Below are 22,520 nucleotides of genomic sequence, written 5' to 3'. Positions count from 1 at the left end.
GAGGTCGCGGTCTTCAACGTCCGCGGCGAGCGCGTCCGGACACTAGAGCGCGGCGCGCTCCCCGCCGGCGCCCATCGCGCTACATGGGACGGCCTCGACGCGGAGGGACGAAGCGCCGCGTCCGGCGTCTACTTCGTGCGGATTTCTGCGGAGTCGAAGCACGACGAGACGACACTGGTGCTCATCAGATAGGAGACGCGCATGGTCGGGCGCGGGTCGACACTGGTCGTTCTGACCCTCTGGTCCGTTGCCATCCTCGCGGGGGCCAGCGCGGGGGTCGTCATCCACGTTCCCGGCGACCAGCCGACCATCCAGCAGGCCATCTTCGCCTCCTCGGCCGGCGACACGGTGATCGTGGCACCGGGAACCTATACGTCGGTGCTCGACACGAGACTGGACTTCGGCGGCCGGAACATCACGCTGACCTCCTCGGCCGGGCCGGGGGCGACCGTGCTCGACGCCGGAGGCTTCGCGCCCATCATCACACTGCAGGGCGGAGAGGACACCACCTCGGTCATCTCGGGGCTCACCTTCAGGAACGGCGGCTCGGACAACGCCGCGGTTCGCTGCCAGCACGGGTCTCCTCAGATCAGAGACTGTGTCTTCGAGACGAACACCGGCCGGTACGGCGCCCTCTACCTCGGTTCGTCGTTCGAGGCGACCGTCCGGTCCTGCGGGTTCATCGGGAACGAAGGCGACGACGGCGGCGCCGTTCATGCGAACGGCTCCCTGGGGCGGTTCGTGGATTGCTCGTTCGAGGGGAACTCGGCCGTCGGAAAGGGCGGAGCCGTCTACCTGACGTTCTACGCCGAGACCCGCTTCGACTCGTGCCGCTTCGCATCGAACGAGGCGGAGGCCGGCGGCGCCGTCTACTCGATGAACGCCGAGAGCCGGTTCGAGAACTGCTCGTTCTGGGGAAACGTCGCGGACGACGGGTCGGCCGTCTATCTCAACCAGAGCTACAACCCGCCCGAGTTTCGCCGGTGCTCGTTCGTGTCGAACGACGGCGGCACTCTGTACTCGCTCGCCGCGGACGCGGTCGTGACGAACTCGATCCTCGCTTTCGACCGGTCGGGACCCGCTCTGACCTGCCTTCTGGGAGAGCCGTTCCTCTCACACTGTTATGTCTTCGGGAACGCAGGCGGCGACTCGCTCTCGGGGTTCGGCTCGAGCAACCGCTTCGAGGACCCCCTCCTCTGCGGCATCGAAACGGGCGATCTCTCGCTCTGCGCGAACTCGGCCTGCCTTCCGCCCGCCAACCCATGGGGCGAGACGGTCGGGGCCTTCGGCGCGGGCTGCGCCTCGTGCGGCTCCCCGGTCGAGGCGTTGTCCTGGGGCGGCATCAAGTCGCTCTTCCGGACGCCGGGCTGCGGAGTCCGTCCTTCTCAGAGCGTTCCGAGATAGGCCAGCAGGTCACCCAGCTCGGCCTCTGCCAGCACCCCCTCGAACGCCGGCATTGTCCCCGCCGGGTTCAGGATCTGGGAACGGATCGCCTCGAAGGCCCGTTCGCGGCTTCCCTCCTCCTCGGTCTCGTGTGCCACAAGGCCCTTCAGGCCGGGTCCTACGAGTGCGTCGGTGCTGTCGTGCGCGTGGCAGCCGCCGCAGTGGGTAACGAAGAGCTGACGTCCCGCCTCCGGCTCACCGGAATCGGCCAGGGACAGCGCGTCGGGTCCGGACGGCGTCTCCCGCACCGGTTCGTCCTGTGACCCGCTCGGAGCGGTCCAGATGTCGCGGGCCATCCTGTGCCCGGCCGTGATGGAGACGACGGCGAAGAGCATCGCGAAGGCGATGAGACCGAGCGCCGGCATGTGCTTCAGGAACTGGCGATAGTGCCGGGCGATGGCGACCTTGAAGAGGAAGACGACGAAGAAGAGCGCTGCCAGCGCACAGTGGAGCACCGCGCGGTGCGTGATGGCGCCTCCGGCGGCGGCCGTCAGCTGGTAGCCGATGATGCCGACGACGACGGCGAGCGCCAGGGCGATGTACCCGAAGACCCGATGCAGAACGCGCAGCGCGGCCGGCTCGATCGAACGCTCGTTCCTGCCCATCAGCGTGAGCATCGTCCAGAGCGCGATGACGCCGCACCCGAACAGGGCCAGCGTCAGAACGTACTTCGTGGTCAGGAGCGACATCCGAACCTCCCGGCAGGTGATGTGGGGAACCTGGAGCGGGTCCGCGGACGACCGGTCACGTGATCGACAGGCTTGAGAGTACCTGCGAACAGGGCCCGGCGCAACGGCCGGGCCCGGGATCACGACGTGCTGCGGAACCGCACGATCAGCGGCGGCTGGTCGATGATGTGTACTCGCTGCCCTGCGGCTCGCCGTCCTCACGCGCTTCGTCGTTCCACCAGAAGGCCCTGATGCGCGGCGGCGCCGGGGGCCGCAGCTCGCGGCGTCTCCTCGTGGTCTCGATGAGGGTCTCGTACTTCTCGAGCAGGCCGTCCATGACGGCCTCCCACGTCCTCGTGCTGGCGTACTCGCGCGCTCCGCGCGCGAGGTCTGAGGCGAGCTTCGTGTTCGTCGCGACCAGACGGACGAGGCCGGAAAGCTCTCCGACCGATCCCGGCGTGTGAAGGAACCCGTTCCGGCCGTCCACGACGTGCTCCACGGGTCCGCCCCGTCGTGCAGCGATGACCGGGACCCCTGAGGCCATGGCCTCCATCACGACGTTGCCGAACGTCTCGTTCTCCGAAGGGAACACGAAGATGTCGGACGAAGCGTATGCCGTGGCCAGGTCCTCGCCCTTGAGATAGCCGAGGAACCTCGTCGGCGTCCCCTCGAAGAGCCGCTCGAGCTCATCGCGGATCGGCCCGTCCCCCACGATTGCGAGCCGGGAGCCCGGCACGGCGTCGAGCACGGGGCGGATCAGGTCGATGCGCTTCTCAGGAGCGAGGCGACCGACGTAGAGGAGAACGGGACCGTTGCCTGCGGGCATCTCACGCCGCCAGGCCTCTGAACGCTTCGAGGGATGATAGAGCGCCGCGTCGACGCCCCGACTCCAGATCTCCACGTTCTGGATGCCGTGCGCCTCGAGTTCAGCCTGCGTGAAACGGGAAGGGCAGAGGTTGAGGTCGGCGAGCCCGTGGACCATGCGGAAGTACAGCCAGAAGGGCTCGCGCAGGATGGGAACCCCGTACTTCTCCATGTAGCCGGGCACATCGGTATGGTACGAGGCGACCAGCGGAATGCCGAGACTCCTGCCGCGGAGCAGTCCCGCCAAACCGAGGAAGAACGGGCTCACGGCATGGATGACGTCCGGGTCGAACTGGGCGACCTCCTTGCCGAGGTGCACGCCGAGGGATGTCAGCTTGAGGTCGGGGTAACCGGGACAGGTGAATGAGGGATAGCCGATGATCTCGGTCGAGGCGTACTTGGCCGGGGCGCCCTCGGGGGCGAACATGATGCTCTCGTGGCCCCGCTTCTCGAGGTGCTCGAGCAGGCGGCACACCGTGTGGGCGATGCCGTCCCACTTCGGCAGGAAGGTCTCGGAGAAGATGGCGACTTTCAACGGATCAGCCTCCCAGCAGGAAGTCCCGTGCCGGCAGGAAAAGGACGATGCCCAGCGCCGCTCCGGCCAGTGTCTGGGCCGGTGTATGACGCTCCAGTTGGATCCTGGACCACATGACGGCGGGCAGTCCGAGCAGGAGGGCCAGAGGACTCCCTGTAAGAGTCCATACCACGCAACCGGCCATGGCCGCAACCGTAGAGTGAACGCTGATCTTCCACTTCAAGGTCACATTGAGGACGACGAGGGCCTGCAGGAAGATGAGAACGGCCAGCCGGGTGAGCACAAGGGGAGCGCCGCCGGCCCGCACCGTGAGGAGGGCGAGTCCGAGGAAGGCGACGGTCACAATCTGGGGAAGCAGCCGCTCCTCGCGTCGTTCGACGTCGAGGTCGGAGATGTCCCCGTCCCGGTGCAGCATCACCAGATAGACGACCGGTCCGGCGATGCCGATGAGGACGTGCGCGAGTCCCCAGACCCAGGCCTGCGCCTCGTGCGCCAGGGCCGCCGCCAGAAGAACCGTGAACACGATGAGCACCGGGGGGCTGCCGACGGCGGACACGACGCGCGCGGTGGAGCGCACGGCGCCCTCGTTCCGGCCGGCGGAAGCGGCTCGTCCCGCAACAGCGTCCCCACCGACGGCCAGGGGGCCGTCGACCACACCGGCGCCCGTGAACCCCGCCGGGCTCATCTCGAGCGCGTCGCTGACCGTATCGGGTGTCATGACCTCTCCCGCATGCATCAGTCGCCTCGTCTCTGCGCAAGATAGACCTCAACTGTGAGCGCAGAATGAGGCCAATGGCAGTTTTCCATTGAGACATTCGTGACAGCGGCGCTTGCAATATACCCCCAAGGGGTATATACTGGGGAATGAACCCCCTTCAGGAGGATGCAATGGACGGACATACAACGGAACACAGGGAGAACCTCAGCAGAATGGCGCGTGCAGAGGGACAGGTACGCGGCATCCGGAGGATGATCGAGGAAGGCGCCTACTGCATCGACATCGTGACCCAGATCCAGGCCGTCCAGTCCGCGCTGGGAGCCGTCGCCAAGCGGGTCCTTCAGAAGCACATCGACCACTGCGTGACCGACGCCATGCGGAGCGGGACCGAGGAGGATGCCGACGAGAAGATCGACGAGCTCATGAAGGTCCTCGAACGGGCCATGCGATAGCCGTGAGACGTGTCCTGCTCGCGCTCACCGTCGGGCTCTTCGTCTCCCCCGGCTGCTCGCACGCCACGAGCCTGCTTTCGGCCGAGTTCGTGCTGACGGCACAGGTCTCGGAAGCGAGCGGTTTCACGGGCGAGGCCACGGGCGCACAGAGAAACGCGCTCGGTCTCGAGTGGTTCGGCACCGCCGGCGGTTCGCGAGGGGACGTCCTGCGCTTCGACATTCAGGCGCGCGTCAGCCACGACGCCGGCGGTCCGGGGGACGCGGGCCCGGGGCTCGAACTCCACAACGCCTGGCTCGAGTACCGTCCGTCCATCGGCAGGTCGTTCCGACTGGGACACTTCTCCCCTGCCTTCGGCCTCGAGCCCGATGTCGACACGCACGGCACGCTGCTGCAGACGCAGGCGGGTCCGGACGTCGGCTTCAAGAAGGACTGGGGCGCGGCGTGGACGGGAATCGCAGGGCCGGGTGACCTGACACTGGCGCTCCAGACCGGCTCAGGCGCCGCGCTCGACCGCCGCGACCGGAGCTACCTCGCCACGGCGCGGATGACGTTCCCGACAGGGCCGAACGCAACCCTGGGCATCGCGACGCTCGTCGGCAGGACACTCGTCGCCCCCGACGCCCGGACCTTCCCACCTCCCGACGTCGAACGCGATGCCGTCGAGCGAGCGCGCGGAGGCATCGACCTCGTGCGGGAGGAGGGCAACACGCGCGTCCTGGCGGAACTCTCGGCGGGCACCGACGACGGGGAGCCTCAGGCGTCCGTCCTCGCGCGGCTCGAGCGGTCGCCTCTCAGGCTGCCGCGCCTCCGACTGGCCGTCCAGGCCCGCTTCGGGCGCGACAGGACACGCGCCGCCTCGGTCGTCGCGCTGGCCGCCGACTACCGCCTGACGGACCGGTGGACGGCCTCCGCATCGCTTTCGCGCGAAGCGGGAACGGGCGGCGATGACGACCTGACACTGCAGCTCCTGCTCTACTACTTCGGGAGGGTTCGATGAGACCGAGACGATATGCGGGATGGGCGCTGTGTCTCGTGACGGTGGTCGTCATCGTCGCATGCGCGGCGGGCGACGCCGGCGCCGCGGTCGGCTGCACGCTGAACGACCCGGACAGGGACATCCTCAGGATCTTCCCCGACGCCACGAACTATGCGACCGACTTCATCGCCATCTCGGACCGCGGCGGCGACAAGCTCGCGCTCAGGCTGGAGACGCTCCTCGCGGACACGCTCGACCCGGTCTACGAGTCGCTCGATGTGCCGTACGCCTACTACACGGTCCTGGCCGGAGGGGACACGATCGGCCGGGTCCACGGCGTCAACGAGAAGGGCGAGTTCGGAGGGATGCAGATCATCCTCGCGACGACGCCGGACGGCGAGATCGTGGACATGTACTACCAGCGGCTCTCCTCGCCGCACGCGAAGGCGCTCCGTTCGGACGCCTTCGTGAGCCAGTTCATCGGACTGACGCTCAAGGACTTCTGCCGCTTCCGTGAGCGCGGAGAGGGTCCGGCCGGCTCGATCGATGACCCGACAGAGAAGGGCACACCCGACGTGGCGGCGACGAGACGCGGCGTCGCGAAGAACCTCTTTCTGCTGAACGCCTTCCATCTGGGAGGCGCATGCGACGGAACACGAAAGGGAGGGAACGATGAGCCGGACGACGGTCATTAGTCTCATCATCCTGATGAGTATCACGGCAGGTATCGCGGGATGCGGCGGCGGCGAGACCTACGGCGAGCCGCTCTCGAACGCGGCGGTCACCCCCGTCTCCGAGATCCTCGCGGACCCTGCGTCCTTCGGAGACGACCAGATCAAGATAGAGGGTGAGATCGTCCGGGAGTGCCCGTCAGGCTGCTGGTTCGAGCTCGAGGACGACGGAGCGGCGATCCACGTGGACATCGCGCCGAGCGGCCTCGCCATCCCGCAGAAGGTCGGCGGGACGGCGACCGTCGAGGGCGTCGTCCTGGTCCGTGACGGCCGCACCATGCTCGTCGGATCGGGGGTGATGATCAGGTGAACCCCGTCCGCATGGCATGGAAGCTCCTCATGAGGAACAGGATCCGGTCGGTCCTGACGATCGGCGGCGTCGCTGTGGCCGTGGCCGTGCTCGTGAGCCTCCTGGCGTTCGACACCGGCTACCAGCGGTCGCTCCAGACCGACATCGAACGCATGGGGTATCAGGTGCTCGTCACGGCGAAGGGATGCCCCTACGAGGCGGCCACGCTGATGCTGAAGGGCGGCGGAGGTCTCCGCTACATGGACGAGGAGGTCTACGGCCGGATCGTCGAGGACGAGCGCATCAAGGAGATCGCACCGCAGCTCGTGGTCACCGACTTCGACCCGGACGGCGGCGGAGTCGCCATGTACATCGGCATCGACGAGGCGCAACGGCGACTGAAGCCCTGGCTCGAGTTCCGCTCCGGCGGATGGTTCAGCGGGCCGGAGGCGGACGAGGCGATCCTCGGCTACGAGGCGGCCGAGCTCGAGCAGCGCAGCGTCGGCGACCGGCTGTACATCTCGAGCATCGACCGCGTCCTCGAGGTCGTCGGGATACTCGAGCGAACGGGGACGCAGGACGACGGAGCGATCTTCGTCCCGCTGGCCACGGCGCAGGGCGCGTTCGGTCACGAGGGAAAGATCAGCGGCATCGGCATCCGGCTCAAGGACCTCGGGCAGCTGGCCGCCTTCGAGGAGGATCTCTACGACGAACCGGGCATCCAGGTCGTCAGCATGGCGCAGGTCAGAGGCACGATCCTCAACCTGATGTCATCGGCGCGCGTCCTCGCGGGCTCGATCGCCGTCGTCGCTGTCGTCGTCGCCGTCATCGGCGTCATGAACACGATCCTGATGTCGGTCTTCGAGCGAACAAAGGAGATCGGCGTCATGAAGGCGATGGGAGCGTCCCGCTTCGACGTGTTCCGCATCGTCTGGTCCGAGACGACGCTCGTGTGCTTCTTCGGAGGCATCGCGGGCGCCGTTCTGGCGACGGCGGGCGGGCGGCTCGCCGAGCTTCTCGTACGCGAGGTCCTCCCCTACGCGCCGAGCGGGCGGCTGGTCATCGTGACACCGGTTCTGGTCGTCGCGGCGCTCATCGGCGCCGTCGCGACGGGACTCGTCGCTGGCGTCTACCCCGCGGCGCGAGCGGCGGGGCTCAAACCGGTTCAGGCGATTCGGAGCACAGGATGATGCAGACGACGAAGAGCGACAGCGCGACACCGCGGACAACGTCCGGCAACGGCACCATCGTGCGCGCCGAGGGGCTCAGGAAGATCTACGAGACGCCTGCGGAGACCATCGCCGCCGTCGACGGTGTCGACCTGACGATCCCGCGGGGCGACTTCATATCGCTCCTGGGACCCTCCGGTTCCGGCAAGACGACGCTGCTCGATCTCATCGGCTGTCTTGATTCGATCTCGGAGGGGCATCTGGAGGTCTTCGGAACGGACGTGTCCGACGCGAAGGAGAGCGAGCTCGTCTCGCTCCGGCGCGGCAGGATCGGGTTCGTCTTCCAGGAGTTCCTGCTCCTGCCGGAGCTCACGGCGCTCGAGAACGTGCAGGTTCCCTCGATGTTCGCCCGCTCTTCCATCGACCGCGAGACTGCGGTCTGGTTCCTCGAGAGAGTCGGACTCGGGAAGCGCGCCGACCACCTGCCGAGCGAGCTCTCGGGCGGCGAGCGCCAGCGCGTGGCGATCGCCCGCGCGCTCACGACGACGAGCGGACTTCTCCTCGCCGACGAACCGACGGGCAACCTCGACTCGAAGAACTCCGAGGCCGTCTATGAGGTCTTCAGGGCGCTGAACGAGGAGGACGGTCTCACGGTCGTGCTCGCGACGCACGACGAGCACCTGGGAGGCATGGCGGACCGGACGATCAGACTGACGGACGGACGCGTGGAGGCCGTGCAGTAGGCCGTCTCTGTGGACCCTACGAACGACGCTGTGTCTCGGGCGGAGAACTGCTGCACGACGGAGCTCACGGGTAGAAGCTCAGCGTCAGGAGGCCGGTGCGAGGTGTCGCGCCGTACTCGCTCATGAGGCGTCCGTCCTCGCTCTCCTCACCAAACGGCAGGTAGAGGCTTCCTGAGAGCGTCACGTGGTCGGTGGCGGTCCAGGTGAACCCCGGCGCCGCCACACCGGAGCCGTCGACGGGATTGGCTACGACGAGCAGCGACCACGAGAGCGGCGCGCCGAGGCCATAGGTCGCCTGAAGAGCGGCTGCGTGTCGACCGAGGATCTGCAGGTCGCCCCGGAGTATCCGCTCCAACACGCCGTCCAGTAGGAGCCAGTACGAGAGCTCATCGGTGTCCCCGGCGCCGAACCCCGAGTAGTGGTACTCGCCGAGGACGCAGACCCCCCTTCCCGCATTGAACGAGTAGGAACCGCCCGCGACGGCCTTCAGCACGAGCTCGTTGGCCCGCTCGGCGAACGGCTCGGGCGTCCTGTAGACGGCGGCTTCCCCGTGAAGCTCTGCGCCGAACAGGGGCACCGAGACCGATGCTCCGGCGAAGAGGTCCTCGAACCGGCGACCGGCTACGACCTCCGTGTCGAGGTCCCCGAGGAACCCGTAGAGGCGCAGAGCGAAAGCCGACGCATCGACGTCCTCCCCGAACGCCGCGACGCCCTCGAGCGAGATGGCGTGCGTGACCGGCGCGCCGACCCTCACGGCGTCGACTCCCCGTCGCCACTCCCTCTCGCTCTGAAGCGGCGTGAACGGGGCGAAGATGTCGACGGCGCTGAAGAGGACACCACGCCCCCATCCGACGGCCTGGCGACCAAGCGAGACGTCGAGGCGGCCGACCGACAGGGAGACCAGTGCGCGGTCCAGCTCGTGTTCGTACATCAGCGAGGTCCCTGATTCCACGAGTTCATCCTGGAGAGGTTCGATGCGATACGGCGGCGGCGACTCGCTTGGCAGGAAGGTCGAGGCCCCCAGAAGCCCCGCGTCGCCGGAGGCCACCTCCAGGCGCTGCTCGTAGGCCACCTCGAGCCGGACGCTCGACGCCGGTCGGAGCGTCGCCATCAGCCTGAGGCGCCAGAGGTTCGTGCCGCTCCAGCGCTTCGGGTAGAGCACGGTGTCCGCGGGCGCGCGGGCCACGAGCGTCGACCACTTCATCGCGGCCCTGAGGTCGAACGCCTCGTCGTTCCCGAAGCCGGTCTGTGCAGCCGCCGTTCCGCCGGCGGCCACCAGCGAGGCGAGCACCAGAAGAGCAGCGACCGGGCGGCGCGGGGCACGGAGGATCATGACGCTCCCCCCGCTCCGTTGCCGTCATCTTCGGGCCCGGCATGGTCATCCCCGCGCCCCTTCTCACGCGCGTCCCTCTCGGTCCGAGCCGCCGCACGCCCTTCCTTTCGCTCGTCCCTCTCGACCCTGCCGTCCCTCAGATGCACGATCCTGAGCGCGTGCTGCATAACGAGCGGGTCATGGGTAGCGAACACGAAGGTGGTCCCCTGTTCATCCCTCAGACGCTTCATCATCTCGATGAGGGCCTCGGAGTTCTCGCTGTCGAGGTTGGCGGTCGGCTCGTCGGCCAGCACGAGCCTGGGTCTCGCCGCGATCGCCCGTGCCACCGTCACACGCTGCTGCTGACCGCCGGACATCTCGGTCGGACGGCGGTCCAGGAGCTCGCCGAGGCCGAGCTCGGAGAGCACGGAGACCGCCCGGTCGCGGCGCTCGGCTCCGACGCCCTGGAGCTCGAGCACGAACTCCACGTTCTCGCGGGCCGTGAGGACCGGCAGCAGATTGTAGGCCTGAAAGACGAATCCGAAGGCGTGAAGCCTGAGCTCTGCGCGCTCCTGTCGGCTCAATGCCCCGAGGTCCCGTCCCATGGCCCTGACCTCCCCGTTCGTCGCCTCGTCGAGCGCGCCGATGAGGTTGAGGAGCGTCGTCTTGCCGCTTCCGCTGGGGCCCACGATGGCCAGGAACTCGCCCTCCCCGATCGAGAGATCGAGACCCCGGAGCGCCCGCACCGTCACCTCGCCGGTGTGGAACTCCTTTGTGACGCCTGTGACCTCGACGAGCATTTCGGCCATCTCATGCCTCCCGGAGGCTGAGCGCGGTGGTCGGGTTGATGGTGACGGCGGTCCTGGCGGGATAGAGAGCCGCCAGCACTGTCGCGGCGAGCGCGACGACGACGGCGTAGGGCACGACCCACATCCCGACCTGTGCGTAGATGACCGGATCGAAGAGCATCCCCTCCATCGAGAACTCGCCTTCGACGAACTCGGTGAAGTCGAGGCCCTTCGTCGCCGCCCAGTGCAGGAAGGGCGCGCCGATGGCGAGCCCGGCGACACCGCCGAGCAGACCGAGGATCACGGCCTCGACAAGGACCAGACGGACGACGAGCGCGTCCCGCATTCCGAGGGCCATCAGCACCGCGAACTCGCGCTTGCGCTCCAGCACAGACGTCAGTTGAGCGCTGGTGATGCCGAGCACGACCACGAACACCACGATGACGCTGATGAGGCCCGCGAACGCTCGGTCGGCCTGGGCGCCGACGCTCATCGTCGGAGCCATCTCCTGCCAGGTGAGTACGGTGTCGCCCGGAGCGGTCTCCCCGTCGAGCCTTGTCCCGACCCGCCGGGTCAGTGTCTCATCCTTGAGGAGTACGGCGATGCCCGACGGTCCCATCCGCCCGGTCATGCGTTCGATGGATGCGATCGGAACGTGACACAATGAGGCGTCGAGTTCGGCGCTGCCGGTTGAGATGATACCGACAACTGTCAGCATCGCGTACCGGATCTCGCCGGAGCTGTCGACGACCGTGGCGAAGAGAGCGTCATCGACCCCGACGTCGAGTCTCTCGGCCACGCCGGCCCCGATGACCGCACCGGTCGAGTCCGACCGCTCGATGTACCGCCCCCGGCTCAATCCCTCCACGAGCTGGTTCACGCTCGGCTCGACGGCGGGGTCCACCCCGAGCATCTCGACCCCCGCCACTTTCGTGCCGAACCCCAGAAGAGCCGTCGTGCTCGCCCTCGGAGCCGCGGCGACGACCTCGTCGAGGGACCGCGCCTTCTCGAGGACGTTCCTCCACTCCGCCAGACGGAGGTCTCTGTCCCGCGTCTCGGCCCACGACTTCGGGGCCACATGGAGGTGGCCGATCCCCGTTCTGACGACGCCGCGTATGACCATCTCGCTCTCCCCGAGCATGAAAGCGTTCAGGAAGAGCGCGACCGCCACACCGATCCCTATGCCCAGGACCGAAAGGGCTGTCCGGCGAGGATGCCGGCCGAGGCCGCGAAGGGCTATCTTCAGAACGAGCGGCTGTTTCATGCTCTCATCGCCTTGACGGGCTCGAGTCTCACGACATGGAGAATGGGCCATATGACCGAGAGGACCGACGTCCCGAGGATCGCGCCGATCCCTCCGACGATGTCGCTGAGGCGGAGCGTCGGATACGAGAGGAACGAGATCTCAAGGCCCGCGAACGATCCCTCTCTCATCTCGTCGGCGCCGACAAGCGCCGCGTAGTTGATGCCCGTCTCTCCGAGCACGTGCACGGCCGCCGCGCCGATCAAGGTCCCCGCGACGACGCCGATGCATCCGATAAGCAGCGCCTCGATGAGCACGATGCGCGAGAGGCGGCCCGGTCCGCAGCCGAGCGACAGCAGCATCCCGAACTCGCGGTTCCGCTCGAACGTCGACATGAGCATGGTGTTGGCGATCCCCGCGGCCGCCGCGATGAACACGATGATGAGGACGAAATAGTGGGAGACGCCCATCACCTCGATGATCGCCGCGATCTGAGGCGCGACGTCGCGCCACGTGGAGACCCGCGCCCCCGAGAGCTCGGGAAGCGCCCTCAGACTGTCGGCGAGAGCGTCGAGAGCGTCCCTTCGTTCGGCATGGACAACGAGCTCGTGCGCCTCGTCCCCCATGCGGAGGAGTTCCTGTGCGTCGGACAGCGACATCACGACACCGAGGTCGTTCACCAGCGCGACGTTCCCCCCGAGCGTACCCGCCACGATGAAGAGGTCGCTGGCGATCGAGCCCTCGACGTCCTGACCGATGATCGCGAGCTCGATGCCGGCGGGGACCCGCTCCCGTTCGGCCAATCTCCGGCCGACGAGGACGCTCCCCTCCCCTAGCTCCGCGGCCTCATCCGGGCTCAGGAGGCCATCGTCCCAGGCCTCACGGTCGGGCTCGACGCCGACCACCGTACACATGAAGCCCTCGCGCTCGACCGCGGCCATGGCGGGCGCGTAGATCCTCGGAGACACGCGTTCGACGCCGTCGACGCCGCGCACCGCACCGACCACGGCGGAGAGCTCGGACAGCGTGTTGTCGAGCTCCCGGTCGTCGCGCCAGCCCTCGGCGTTGACGACGAGGTGCCCGAGCATCGGGCCTGTGGCGGTCTGGAAGTACTGCTCGGCGTAGCCGCGGGTCAGGCCGGCCGTACCGAGGAAGGCGAGCTGACCGACGGTGATGGCCGTGACGGCGAAGACGGTGCGCTTCGGGTTCCGCCAGAGGTTCCGCCACGCTATGCGCAGCGTGCTCAGGGAGAGCATCGCCACTCCGCTCTAGCTCCGACGCTCGAGCCGTCGGAGGCTGAAGAGATCATCGTCCAGTTCGGCGTTCCATCGGATGTCGTTGTATCGGAAGACTGTCCTCTCGCCCTTCTCATCTTCCGGGACGACGACAAGGCGCGTGGGAACGAGTCGACCGTCCATGGTCCGCACGTCCTCGAAGCGCATGGTCCGGGCCAGCTCATCACGGCGGTCGTAGTAGAGGGCGACGGCGGGCAGCCGGTGCTGGTCGGTGAAGACGACGTCAATACGGCTCCAGAGGCCGGCGGTGCCTGGTCTGGCGGTCATCCGCACGAGCCACCCCGGAGGGTCGTCGCTCCGGCCGACGAGCTCGTGGGTGTAGTCGTCGACGAACGAGGACTCCTTGACGAGGTCATCGTAGGTGAGGTCGGTCCCCATCCACGAGCCCATCATCATGGAGGGAGGCACGCGGATCGTGCGGGATATCTTGGGAAGGTAGTTCCAGATGTTCCTGTCGATCCTGAGGGTCGCCGTGCCCTCGTCACGGGACGGCTCGAGGACGACGGCCAGCGACTCGTCCTCTCCCCTGCTCCACATCCGGAGCTTCATGATCCGGGTCTTGTCGGGCTCGACGATCTCGACCTCGACCTCTGCGACGGTTCCCGAGGAGTCGTAGAGATCATCCATCCGGGACACCAGCGCCTCGGCCGTCGGCTGCTCCGCGTCCGCGCCCTGCGCGGCAGATGCCGGAGCAAGAGCCAGAAGCGCGGAGAGCGCCAGGTAGAACGTGCTCGGCTGTCGTATCAGCATGCGTGCTCCCCGGAGGGCGGTAGAACGGACGCCGGAGATCGGCGGGTCCTCGTACGCGTCTGGGTGACTCGGTCACCGTAGGGGGGAGATTAGCAGACCTCGAACCGGACCTCAAACGTCGTCCCGCGGTCGGGGTCCGAGTCGACAAGCCGGATGGAGCCGCCGCGTCGTTCGAGGATCTCGCGCGAGCCCGCAAGGCCAGTCCCGCCGCCGTTCTTCTTGCTCGTCACGCCGCGCTCGAAGAGCCTGTCCCGGACACCGGGAGGCACGCCGCCCCCGGTGTCGGAGACCCTCACGACGACCGTGCCGTCCTCCGCCTCCACATCGACCTCGACGCGTCTGACGGGAGCGCTCCTGACGGCTGCGAGCGCGTTCGCGATGAGGTTCTCGAGGACGAAGCTGAGCTCGGGACGCGTACCGAGAACACGCACCTCTTCGTGAGGCGAGGCGGCGGGTATCCTCAGTTCGGCGCCCTCATCCACGTACGAGTCCGCATGGACCCGTGCGGCCCTCCTGAGCTCGTCCATCACCGGCGAGGACAGCTCCAAGCGGCACTCGTCCCGGAGCGCGCGCAGAGCCGCGTCGAGCGAGGCGAACATCGAGTCCAGCGTCTTCGTGAGCTCGACGGCCTCGCGTCGGTCCGGCGGCCGTCCCTTGAGCGATGCCGATGCTCTCGTGACCGACATCACGGCGGCTCGCAGGTCCTCCACGATACCCGGACTGAGGGCGGCGAGCTCAGCCTGACGCAGGATGGACTGGAGCGTGGGAACACCGATCCCCCGGAGGTCGGCGGCGGCCTCACCGTATCGTGCGAGGAACGCATCCGGGACACGGCCGTCCTCGGGGTGCATCAGGATCAGCACGTCCTTCAGGCGCCTGAGTGCCGACGTCGCGGTCAGCTCCCCGTGCCCGGCGACCGCGAGATCATTCAGGAGGCCGTCGATGAGACGCTCGCGTTCAGGTGCGGGCGTCAGCCATCGTCTCAGGGTCGATGCCGAGACGCGTCGTACCTTCGGAACGCATGCCCCCGCACCGGCGAGGCCGACAAGGCCGACGAGGACGAACGCCCACGGGGAGGGCGGTACCTCGGCAAGCCCGAAGACGAAGTAGCCGTCGCTCGTCCGGACGACCGCCTCCCGGATCCCGCTCTCCGACACATGGGAGAAGAACCCCCATCTTCCGACGGCCCTCTCGCCTCTGTGGAGCGCCAGCGGCTCAAGGTCGACGTCGAGCACGGCCACGACTCCGTCTCTCGTGCCGATGCAGACGACCGGCGATGGGACAGGGGCGAGCCTGAGCCAGGCCACGCTGGCGACCGCCGGATGGGTCGGCTCCGCACGACCTGCGTTCGCTTCCGGGACCTGCGACGCAGATGCGATGCTCTCCCCAGACGATGGTCCATCCCCACCGGGTTCCTCGCCCGCCTGCCCGTAGCCGTCCTCCGGCGCCCCGGCCGACCGCTCGACGCCCCTCGCCGGCGTTCGCACGGCCCGGTCGACAAGCAGACGACCGTTCACGTACCTCAGTCTCCGAAGCCAGCCGTCGTCGGTCGCGGCGAACACGGCAGGCCCGTCGGCAAGGTCGGCGGTCGCGACGTGGTTGACCATCGCGCCTGAGGACCATCCGGCGACGACTTGTCCGTCGGCCGGATCGCGGAGGAAGACGCCGAGGGAATCGGGGCGTTCGGTGATGCCGTAGTGGGTCCACGTAAGAAGCTCGGGCTCGCCGTCCTCGTCGAGATCGCAGCGGAGCATCTCGGTTCGGGCCGAGAGACCTCCCGTGCGCGTCTCCCACAGAAGCTGGCCGTCGAGGTCGACGGCCACAAGATAGGCGGTGGAGTCGGTCCTTCCGTTCCACGTGACGCTGTTTCCGGGTGCTCCCAGCCCGGCGACGAGTTCGTCCCGGCCGTCGGCGTCGACGTCGAGGCGCTCTCCACCGGGGACGGGACACCCGGAGAACCGGCGGAACCAGTCGATGCGGCCGGTTCTCAGATTCGCCCGGCCGATACCGCGGGGGACGCCGACGTAGCCCACGGAGCAACCGAACAGCACGGTCTCCCGAAAGCCGTCCTCATCGAGGTCGAACGTCCCGAAGACGAACAGCCGGCCGTCCCACGAGCTTGTATCGTCCACGTAGTCCTTGAGCGAGAGGGCGATCGGCCGTGCAGAGCGTAGCGTGTCGATCTGCGCCGCGCTTCCGGTGATCCTGACGCTGAAGGGAGTCAGGAACGCCCGGTCTCCCACGCGCTGCGAGATGAAGTACTCGGGAAGACCGTCCCCATCGACGTCCGCCGTTCCCCCTCGGCGGAAGTGCTGCATTCCCGGCCGCTGGACCATCGGGACAAGATTGCCGTTGCGGATCCTCCGTATCGACAGGAAGTAGTACGGGTGGCCGCTCGACCTGCGGATGTCGGCGACCTCGTCGACGCCGTCGCCGTCGAAGTCGACGATGTCGACGTCCACGACCGTCTGCTCCGGGGCGATCTCGACAACGTCGTACGGGAGCCCCCGGCCGTCCGACGGCAGCTCGCGTGCGCACCCGGCCGCGAGCGTCGCCACAGTGGCGACCAGCGCCGTCAGCTTCCAGGATGGCCGCGCGAAGCGACTGAGCATGGGGGCCTCCGGTCCGATCAGACGGGGATGGAAGGCAGCACGCGCCCTCCATTCCCCAGAATACCACATTATCCCGGACAGCGCAGGCTTCGAAGCGGACGGCCCGGGCAGGGGCGGACGGCGCGGGCCCCGTCAGTCGGCGCGCTGAAGGCCAAGTGCTCGCTCGACCACTCGCCGAGCCGAGCCGTCAGATGCCGAATGGCCCAGATGAGCAGCGGCCCGACCGCCGTCACAGCGAACTCGACACAGGACTCCCGGTAGGGTCGGAGGAAGGACAGGCGGGTTTTCAGGGGCGACGGAGCGTCTCCCAGGGAAAGAAGTACGCCGCAAGGACCGGATAGAGGGCGAAGCGGGAGAGCCCCGCGGCGTGGAGGCCCGCGAAGACGAAGATGAGGATGTGCATACGGACGACGTTCCTGTACGGAGCCGACAGGCTCATCGCGGCGCCCCGCCCCGGTACGGTGCCGTCCGGGGCACCGTCCCCACCCCGATCGAGGTCTTCCAGACGCGATACGAGTGACGCGAGCACGAACGGCCAGTACCCGGCCAGCGCGACCATGGCGGTGCGTGCGAAGTTCGGGAACCCCTCGGGGTCACCGTACAGCGGGAAGAACATGTCGAGAAAGACGCTGTGCACGAAGTGGAACATGCCGAAGTGGAAGGTGAAGAACGCGAGCAGCCCGGCGCCCCCGAAGATCGCGACGGCGCTGAACGCGTGCCAGTACTTCCTCACGCCCCGCACGATGGTCGTCGCGATGGTCGCGTACCCCACAACCAGACTCGAGATCCAGAGAGCCCAGACGAGGTCGCGCGTCTCCCAGCGCATCGTCACCGCGAGCACCACGGTACCCGCGAACGCTCCAAGATCGAGCAGGACCTTCCGGCGCGAGGCGTTCTCCGGAACGGCCCGGAACCTGTCCCTGAGTCCCGTCATCGTACCGGCCTGATGTGCGCTCAACGGCCCTCCCATCATCGCGAGCCACGCTGCCGTCCTCCGACCCGGGGAAGACCATAGCAAGGGCGGTGCCGCGGGAGCTTGACGTCCGGCATCCAGGACAGCTAGAATGCAACCTGTGGCGCCCATGAGGCGTCTTATCAGACGACAACGGCCGGATGGTCTCAACCCCGCCGGCCGCCACCGCACGAACCCGGGAAGGAGGTGCGCGATGCTTGTGAATGGAATACGGACCGGAGCGGAAGCGCGCCTCGTGGACCGGGCCTCGTAGACATCTCCCCTCCATGAGCTGACCTCGAATGCCGGCGTCTTCGCCGGGGTCCTCGCTGTGCGCTCCCGCGGCGAACGAACCACACACGGACAGAAACACGGGAGCATCCAACCATGCAGACAGCGAACGAGAGCGGCGCCCCGGTTCGGGGCACCGTCTACAGGAAGGGACGCGGTCTCTACGATGTCCGCGTCGAAGACAGAACGATACGCTGCACGATCTCGAACCGGCTCAGGAAGAAGCTCCTCTACCCGCTGGCCGATCCCGCGTCGCTCGGACATCACTCTGTCCAGAAGGTCGAGGACATCAAGCTGGTGGACCCGGTCGCGATCGGGGACCAGGTCGAGTTCGTGCCGACAGACGAGGGCCATGGGCACATCCGACAGGTGCTGCCCAGACGGAACGAGCTGGGACGGAAGATCGAGGAAGCCAAGCGGTACGGCGGAGGGAAGGACCTCTCGCAGACCGTCGTGGCCAACGCCGACCTGGTCGTCCCGGTGATGTCGGCCGCGAAGCCGAAGCCGAAGTGGCACCTTCTGGACAGATACCTTGTCGGAGCGGAGGCCGCGGGGATACCGGCTCTCATCTGCATCACCAAGTCGGACATCGAACGCGGCGGCGAGGTGGCTCGACGCGCCGCGATCTATGAAGGTATAGGCTATCCCGTCGCGCGAACGAGCGCCGTCACGGGCAACGGGCTTCAGGCCTTCAGAGAGCTTCTGGCCGGGAGGACGTCGGTCTTCGTAGGAAAGTCGGGCGTCGGGAAGACGACGCTCCTGAACGCGCTGCAGCCGGGGCTCGGCCTCGCGGTGCAGGACGTCAGCGGCAGCACCGGCAAAGGACGGCACACGACGACACACCTTGAGCTCTTCCCGCTCGATGGAGGCGGCGGCGTGGTCGACACGCCCGGCATGAAGATGTTCGCACCGATGGAAGGCCACGCGGAGATCGCCGCGTGCTTCCCGGAGATGCGCCCCTTTCTGGGCGCGTGCCGGTTCGGCGCGGACTGCAGTCACTCTCACGAGCCCGACTGCGCGGTCAAAAAGGCCGTCGAGGCAGGCGACATCGCCAGGGAGCGCTACGAGAGCTTTCTCAAGATGTGACGCGGCTCACAGTACAACCCGACTGGCAGGGAGGGTCGAAATGTGCTAAAATGTTATTGAACATAAGGTTGCGCAACTCACAGGACCCCGGCGCGCCACGGCCGGGGTCCTCTTCCAGAGGTGAGTATGCCCCGCTTCGGTCCCATCGCCGCGGTTCTGTGCTGTCTGCTCCTCGTCCCGTGTGCGTCTGCGACGACGTCGCCAGAGACCACAGGCGCCAGGGCGATCGGCGACACGCTGACCGTCATCATGCGGCCGATCCTCTCGATCCCCGAGCAGGCGATCGCCGGAGATTCGTTCACGATCGAGGCGAAGGCCTCGTCCGGCACGTCCGGCTGGGCCGTGTCGCTGCTCGGTCCCGGCGGACCTTATCCGCTCTCTGTCACGAACTCGACGTACAGCTCGTCACACGAGCGGTGGTTCCTGACCGTCTCCGTACCGGCGGACGTGCCCGAGTTGCTCTGCGATCTCCGGGTGACAGCGTCCGGCGGCATCGACGACACCGCCAAGAACGCCGTCATGGTGAGGACGACAGAGCCGACCGATTACTACGTGGTACATATCACGGACACGCATCTGCCGACCCATCTCTACTACTACCAGTCGGGAGCCGACAGCGACACGTCGGAGATGGAAGATCTGAGGACGGTAATCGAGGACATTAACGTCATGAATCCGGCTTTCGTCCTGCTGACCGGCGACGTCGTCAACGAGGGCGAGCTTGAGGAGTTTCTCGACAAGCGCTACTACACGAAGGCCAAGCGCATCCTGGGGGAGTTCGAGGTGCCGGTCTACGTCTGTGCCGGCAATCACGACGTGGGGGGCTGGGATGACTCGCCTCCGCCGGACGGCACCGCCCGCAGGTACTGGTGGAAGTTCTTCGGCTGGAACCACCTGTACGATCCGCCGTCCGGCGACCCGCTCTACACGCAGAACTACTCGTTCGATTTCGGCGGGGCCCACTTCGTCTCGCTCGAGTCGTACGACAATTACGACCGCTGGCGCAGGCAGATCTACGGCAACGAGAGTTTCACGAGCGACCAGATCAACTGGCTCGTCAGCGACATCGCCGCCGCACCTCCGACAGCGCCGGTCGTGGCGTTCTATCACATGGACTTCCAGGACGAGCTCGACATCGCGGCTCTCGGTATCGACTGCGCTCTCTGGGGCCACGTCCACCACACCTCGGGTCAGATCTCCTCTCCTCCGTTCAACCTCTCCACCGATAACGTGTGCGATGGAGCGCGCGCCATGCGGCTCGTGCGCGTATCGAACGGCGCCGTCCAGCCGACGCAGCCGATCGACGCGGGGACCATCGGACAGAACCTCCGCCTCGAGTTCGACCCAGCCAACGACGGCACCAACGACGAGGTGACGGCCGCCATCATCAACAACCAGCCCGAGGATTTCGAGCAGGCCGTCGTCCGCTTCGTCATGCCGGCGGCCTCAACGCCGTACGAGGTCGACGCGGGCGAGCTCGTCCAGACGGTCGTCGAGGGCGACATCGCATACTGCACCGTCCGGCTCCCAGCGCCGGCCAACGACATCACCGGAGTCACCATCTCACCGACGGGCGCCGGCATCGAGGATCATCAGGCGGCCCTTGCGCTCGCCGCTCCTCCCGGCCCCAACCCGGCCGCGTCCCGGGCCACAGTCAGCTTCTCCCTGTCCGTCCCGGGACACGTTCGCGTGGATGTCTACGACATCTCGGGCCGGCGTGTCGCGAGGCTCCTCGACGGCCCCAGAACGGCCGGGACCCACACCGCCTCCTGGGACCTCACGGACGACCGGGGAGGCCACGTCGCGTCGGGCGTCTATCTCTGGCGCATCACGGCGAACGGGTCGGTACTGACCGCACGCCAGGTGGTGCTCCGCTAGGAGCACCCTCTTCCTTGCCGGGTCGGACCGCACGGCCGGCTCAGAATCCAGCACGCACAGGACGCCTTCGGCGACCCTCCTCGGGCGGGCTCCGGGCAGGGCAGACATCAGCGAGAATCCTGAACATTGACACCAGAAATAGTTCGTGGTTATATGGTTCTTACTACAATAAGCGCTGCTCCCTGAGAGGAGGAGATCATGTGGCGGAATACCATTCTGGTATCGGCCGCGCTGCTTCTTGCGTCGGCCGCAGCCTTCGGTCAGATCACATCCGAGCTCGTCGTGGACGGCCTCAACAGGCCCGTCCAGGTCGCGGCACCGGACGGCGACGAGCGTCTCTTCATCCTTGAGCAACGGGGCGTCGTCCTGCTCCTCGAGGACGGGTCGCTCCTGCCTCAGCCGTTTCTCGACATCACGGCCGACGTAATGGACCCGTCCGCCTACAGTGAACAGGGACTCCTCGGGATCGCCTTCCACCCCGACTTCGCCACGAACCGGCTCTTCTACGTGCACTACACCGACAACGCCGGTGATACCGTCATCGAACGGTACGAGGCCCAGTCCGGGAATCCCGACCAGGCGGACCTCTCGACGGCCGCGACGGTCCTCACCCAGACGCAGCCCTACGGAAACCACAACGGCGGGACGATCGACTTCGGACCCGACGGGTATCTCTACTTCGGCTTCGGGGACGGCGGGGGCGCGGGCGACCCCGACGGGAACGCGCAGGACCCGACGACGCTTCTCGGCAAGTTCATCCGCATCGACGTCGATTCACTCCCCTACAGCATCCCTCCCTCGAACCCGTTCGTCGGCGACGCCGGGGTTCTCGATGAGATCTGGGCGACCGGTCTGAGGAACCCGTACCGGTGGAGCTTTGACTCCGCGACCGGCGATCTGTGGATCGCCGACGTGGGACAGAACGCCTGGGAGGAGATCGCCGTGCAGGCGGCGTCGAGCACCGGCGGCGAGAACTACGGCTGGGATGTGACGGAGGGGACGCACTGCTATGAGCCGCCATCCGGATGCGGCGCCGATACGTTCGATCTTCCCGTCTACGAGTACGGCCATCAGAACGGTCGGTGCTCGATCACCGGCGGGTGGGTCTACCGGGGCGTCGGCGTGCCGGAGCTCGAGGGGTACTACATCTTTGGCGACTTCTGCTCGAACGAGATCTGGGCGATCCTGTTCGACGGATCATCGGTCACCGACACGCTCGACCTCACCGATGAACTCAACCCGGACGGCAGGATCGACGCGCTTGCCTCCATCGCCGCGGGCGGCGACGGGGAGCTCTATCTCGTCGACCGGGCCGGGACGACCGACGGCGAGGTCTACAGGGTGACCCTCGACTCGAGCGACATCGAGCCGGGAGACACGGAACCAAGGATGGGGATGGGACGCCCGTTCCCGAACCCGTTCGGCACGAGTACGGAGTTCAGCATCTCCATGACCGAGGGTGGGGTGCTGGACGTCACCGTCTTGAACGCGGCGGGAGCGGTCGTGAAGGAGCTCGTCTCGAGAGCCGGCTCCCCCGGCGCCAGGACCGTCCGCTGGGACGGGACCGACGCCGGAGGCAACGCCGTTTCCTCAGGCACCTACTTCATCATGGCTCAAGCGCTCGGTGAGACGCGCACGCGTCGTGTGAGCGTCGTCCGGTAGAGGGACTACCGGAAACGCGTCTTGAGCGCCCCCCAGCTCCCCTGTTCGACGGGCGTGTAGTG

Annotated in this window: 20 protein-coding genes; 11 read left to right on the top strand and 9 right to left on the bottom strand. The window is 67.3% G+C overall.

Annotated features, from left to right (window positions below; genetic code table 11):
- Both GF405_11225 and GF405_11220 read left to right on the top strand, forming a co-directional pair.
- On the top strand, positions 1-192 hold a 192-nt coding region (locus GF405_11225), incomplete at its 5' end, for a hypothetical protein (protein MBD3368724.1).
- A 9-nt stretch (positions 193-201) separates the two neighbouring features.
- On the top strand, positions 202-1,404 hold the full coding sequence (locus tag GF405_11220; GenBank protein MBD3368723.1) for a hypothetical protein: 1,203 nt from the start codon (positions 202-204) through the stop codon (positions 1,402-1,404).
- Here the strand turns inward: GF405_11220 and GF405_11215 are convergent.
- A complete protein-coding gene (locus tag GF405_11215; GenBank protein MBD3368722.1) occupies positions 1,386-2,132 on the bottom strand; it encodes a c-type cytochrome in 747 nt (248 codons plus the stop codon). The two genes, GF405_11220 and GF405_11215, sit on opposite strands and share 19 nt — an antisense overlap.
- A gap of 145 nt (positions 2,133-2,277) precedes the next feature.
- A complete protein-coding gene (locus tag GF405_11210) occupies positions 2,278-3,702 on the bottom strand; it encodes a glycosyltransferase (GenBank protein MBD3368721.1) in 1,425 nt (474 codons plus the stop codon).
- A 696-nt stretch (positions 3,703-4,398) separates the two neighbouring features.
- Between GF405_11210 and GF405_11205 the strand changes: the two genes are divergently transcribed.
- Genes GF405_11205 through GF405_11180 form a run of 6 tightly spaced genes read left to right on the top strand, consistent with a single transcriptional unit; the run spans position 4,399 to position 8,589 of the window.
- Positions 4,399-4,680 (top strand): metal-sensing transcriptional repressor, encoded by a 282-nt coding sequence (locus GF405_11205; protein ID MBD3368720.1) that lies wholly within the window; start codon positions 4,399-4,401, stop codon positions 4,678-4,680.
- A gap of 2 nt (positions 4,681-4,682) precedes the next feature.
- The gene (locus GF405_11200; GenBank protein ID MBD3368719.1) at positions 4,683-5,678 is read left to right on the top strand and encodes a hypothetical protein; all 996 of its coding nucleotides are present in this window, start codon (positions 4,683-4,685) and stop codon (positions 5,676-5,678) included.
- Positions 5,675-6,352 (top strand): hypothetical protein, encoded by a 678-nt coding sequence (locus tag GF405_11195; GenBank protein ID MBD3368718.1) that lies wholly within the window; start codon positions 5,675-5,677, stop codon positions 6,350-6,352. Before GF405_11200 ends, GF405_11195 begins: the two co-directional genes overlap by 4 nt.
- A complete protein-coding gene (locus GF405_11190) occupies positions 6,330-6,698 on the top strand; it encodes a hypothetical protein (protein ID MBD3368717.1) in 369 nt (122 codons plus the stop codon). Before GF405_11195 ends, GF405_11190 begins: the two co-directional genes overlap by 23 nt.
- An 11-nt stretch (positions 6,699-6,709) precedes the next feature.
- Entirely contained in the window at positions 6,710-7,867 is a 1,158-nt protein-coding gene (locus GF405_11185; GenBank protein ID MBD3368716.1) for an FtsX-like permease family protein, read from the top strand.
- On the top strand, positions 7,867-8,589 hold the full coding sequence (locus GF405_11180; GenBank protein ID MBD3368715.1) for an ATP-binding cassette domain-containing protein: 723 nt from the start codon (positions 7,867-7,869) through the stop codon (positions 8,587-8,589). The genes GF405_11185 and GF405_11180 overlap by 1 nt, the downstream gene beginning before the upstream one ends.
- A gap of 64 nt (positions 8,590-8,653) precedes the next feature.
- Here GF405_11180 and GF405_11175 read toward each other — a convergent pair whose 3' ends face one another.
- The 7 genes from GF405_11175 to GF405_11145 form a co-directional block, all read right to left on the bottom strand.
- Positions 8,654-9,922 (bottom strand): hypothetical protein, encoded by a 1,269-nt coding sequence (locus tag GF405_11175; GenBank protein MBD3368714.1) that lies wholly within the window; start codon positions 9,920-9,922, stop codon positions 8,654-8,656.
- Positions 9,919-10,710 carry an ATP-binding cassette domain-containing protein gene (locus tag GF405_11170; GenBank protein ID MBD3368713.1) on the bottom strand — a complete coding sequence of 264 codons (792 nt, stop codon included), beginning with the start codon at positions 10,708-10,710 and terminating at the stop codon, positions 9,919-9,921. The genes GF405_11175 and GF405_11170 overlap by 4 nt, the downstream gene beginning before the upstream one ends.
- Position 10,711: 1 nt before the next feature.
- On the bottom strand, positions 10,712-12,004 hold the full coding sequence (locus GF405_11165; GenBank protein MBD3368712.1) for an FtsX-like permease family protein: 1,293 nt from the start codon (positions 12,002-12,004) through the stop codon (positions 10,712-10,714).
- Complete coding sequence (locus GF405_11160) at positions 11,950-13,188, bottom strand: FtsX-like permease family protein (GenBank protein MBD3368711.1); 1,239 nt, start codon at positions 13,186-13,188, stop codon at positions 11,950-11,952. Before GF405_11160 ends, GF405_11165 begins: the two co-directional genes overlap by 55 nt.
- A 12-nt stretch (positions 13,189-13,200) precedes the next feature.
- Entirely contained in the window at positions 13,201-13,977 is a 777-nt protein-coding gene (locus GF405_11155) for an outer membrane lipoprotein-sorting protein (GenBank protein MBD3368710.1), read from the bottom strand.
- Between the two features lie 89 nt (positions 13,978-14,066).
- On the bottom strand, positions 14,067-16,589 hold the full coding sequence (locus tag GF405_11150) for a hypothetical protein (protein ID MBD3368709.1): 2,523 nt from the start codon (positions 16,587-16,589) through the stop codon (positions 14,067-14,069).
- A gap of 286 nt (positions 16,590-16,875) precedes the next feature.
- Positions 16,876-17,547 (bottom strand): hypothetical protein, encoded by a 672-nt coding sequence (locus tag GF405_11145; GenBank protein MBD3368708.1) that lies wholly within the window; start codon positions 17,545-17,547, stop codon positions 16,876-16,878.
- 381 nt (positions 17,548-17,928) lie between these two features.
- Here GF405_11145 and rsgA point away from each other — a divergent pair, with 381 nt between their 5' ends.
- The 3 genes from rsgA (at position 17,929) to GF405_11130 (ending at position 22,458) form a co-directional block, all read left to right on the top strand.
- Positions 17,929-18,918, top strand: coding sequence for a ribosome small subunit-dependent GTPase A (gene rsgA / locus GF405_11140; protein ID MBD3368707.1), 990 nt, complete (start codon positions 17,929-17,931; stop codon positions 18,916-18,918).
- A 126-nt stretch (positions 18,919-19,044) separates the two neighbouring features.
- Positions 19,045-20,796 carry a T9SS type A sorting domain-containing protein gene (locus GF405_11135; GenBank protein MBD3368706.1) on the top strand — a complete coding sequence of 584 codons (1,752 nt, stop codon included), beginning with the start codon at positions 19,045-19,047 and terminating at the stop codon, positions 20,794-20,796.
- Between the two features lie 198 nt (positions 20,797-20,994).
- Positions 20,995-22,458 carry a glucose dehydrogenase gene (locus GF405_11130; protein ID MBD3368705.1) on the top strand — a complete coding sequence of 488 codons (1,464 nt, stop codon included), beginning with the start codon at positions 20,995-20,997 and terminating at the stop codon, positions 22,456-22,458.
- Positions 22,459-22,520 lie beyond the last annotated feature (62 nt).

The sequence above is a fragment of the Candidatus Effluviviaceae Genus V sp. genome, from assembly GCA_014728125.1.
Taxonomy (GTDB): Bacteria; Joyebacterota; Joyebacteria; order Joyebacterales; family Joyebacteraceae; genus WJMD01.
Note: the sequence above shows the minus strand (reverse complement) of the source record. Positions and strands in the feature narration are given on the sequence as shown.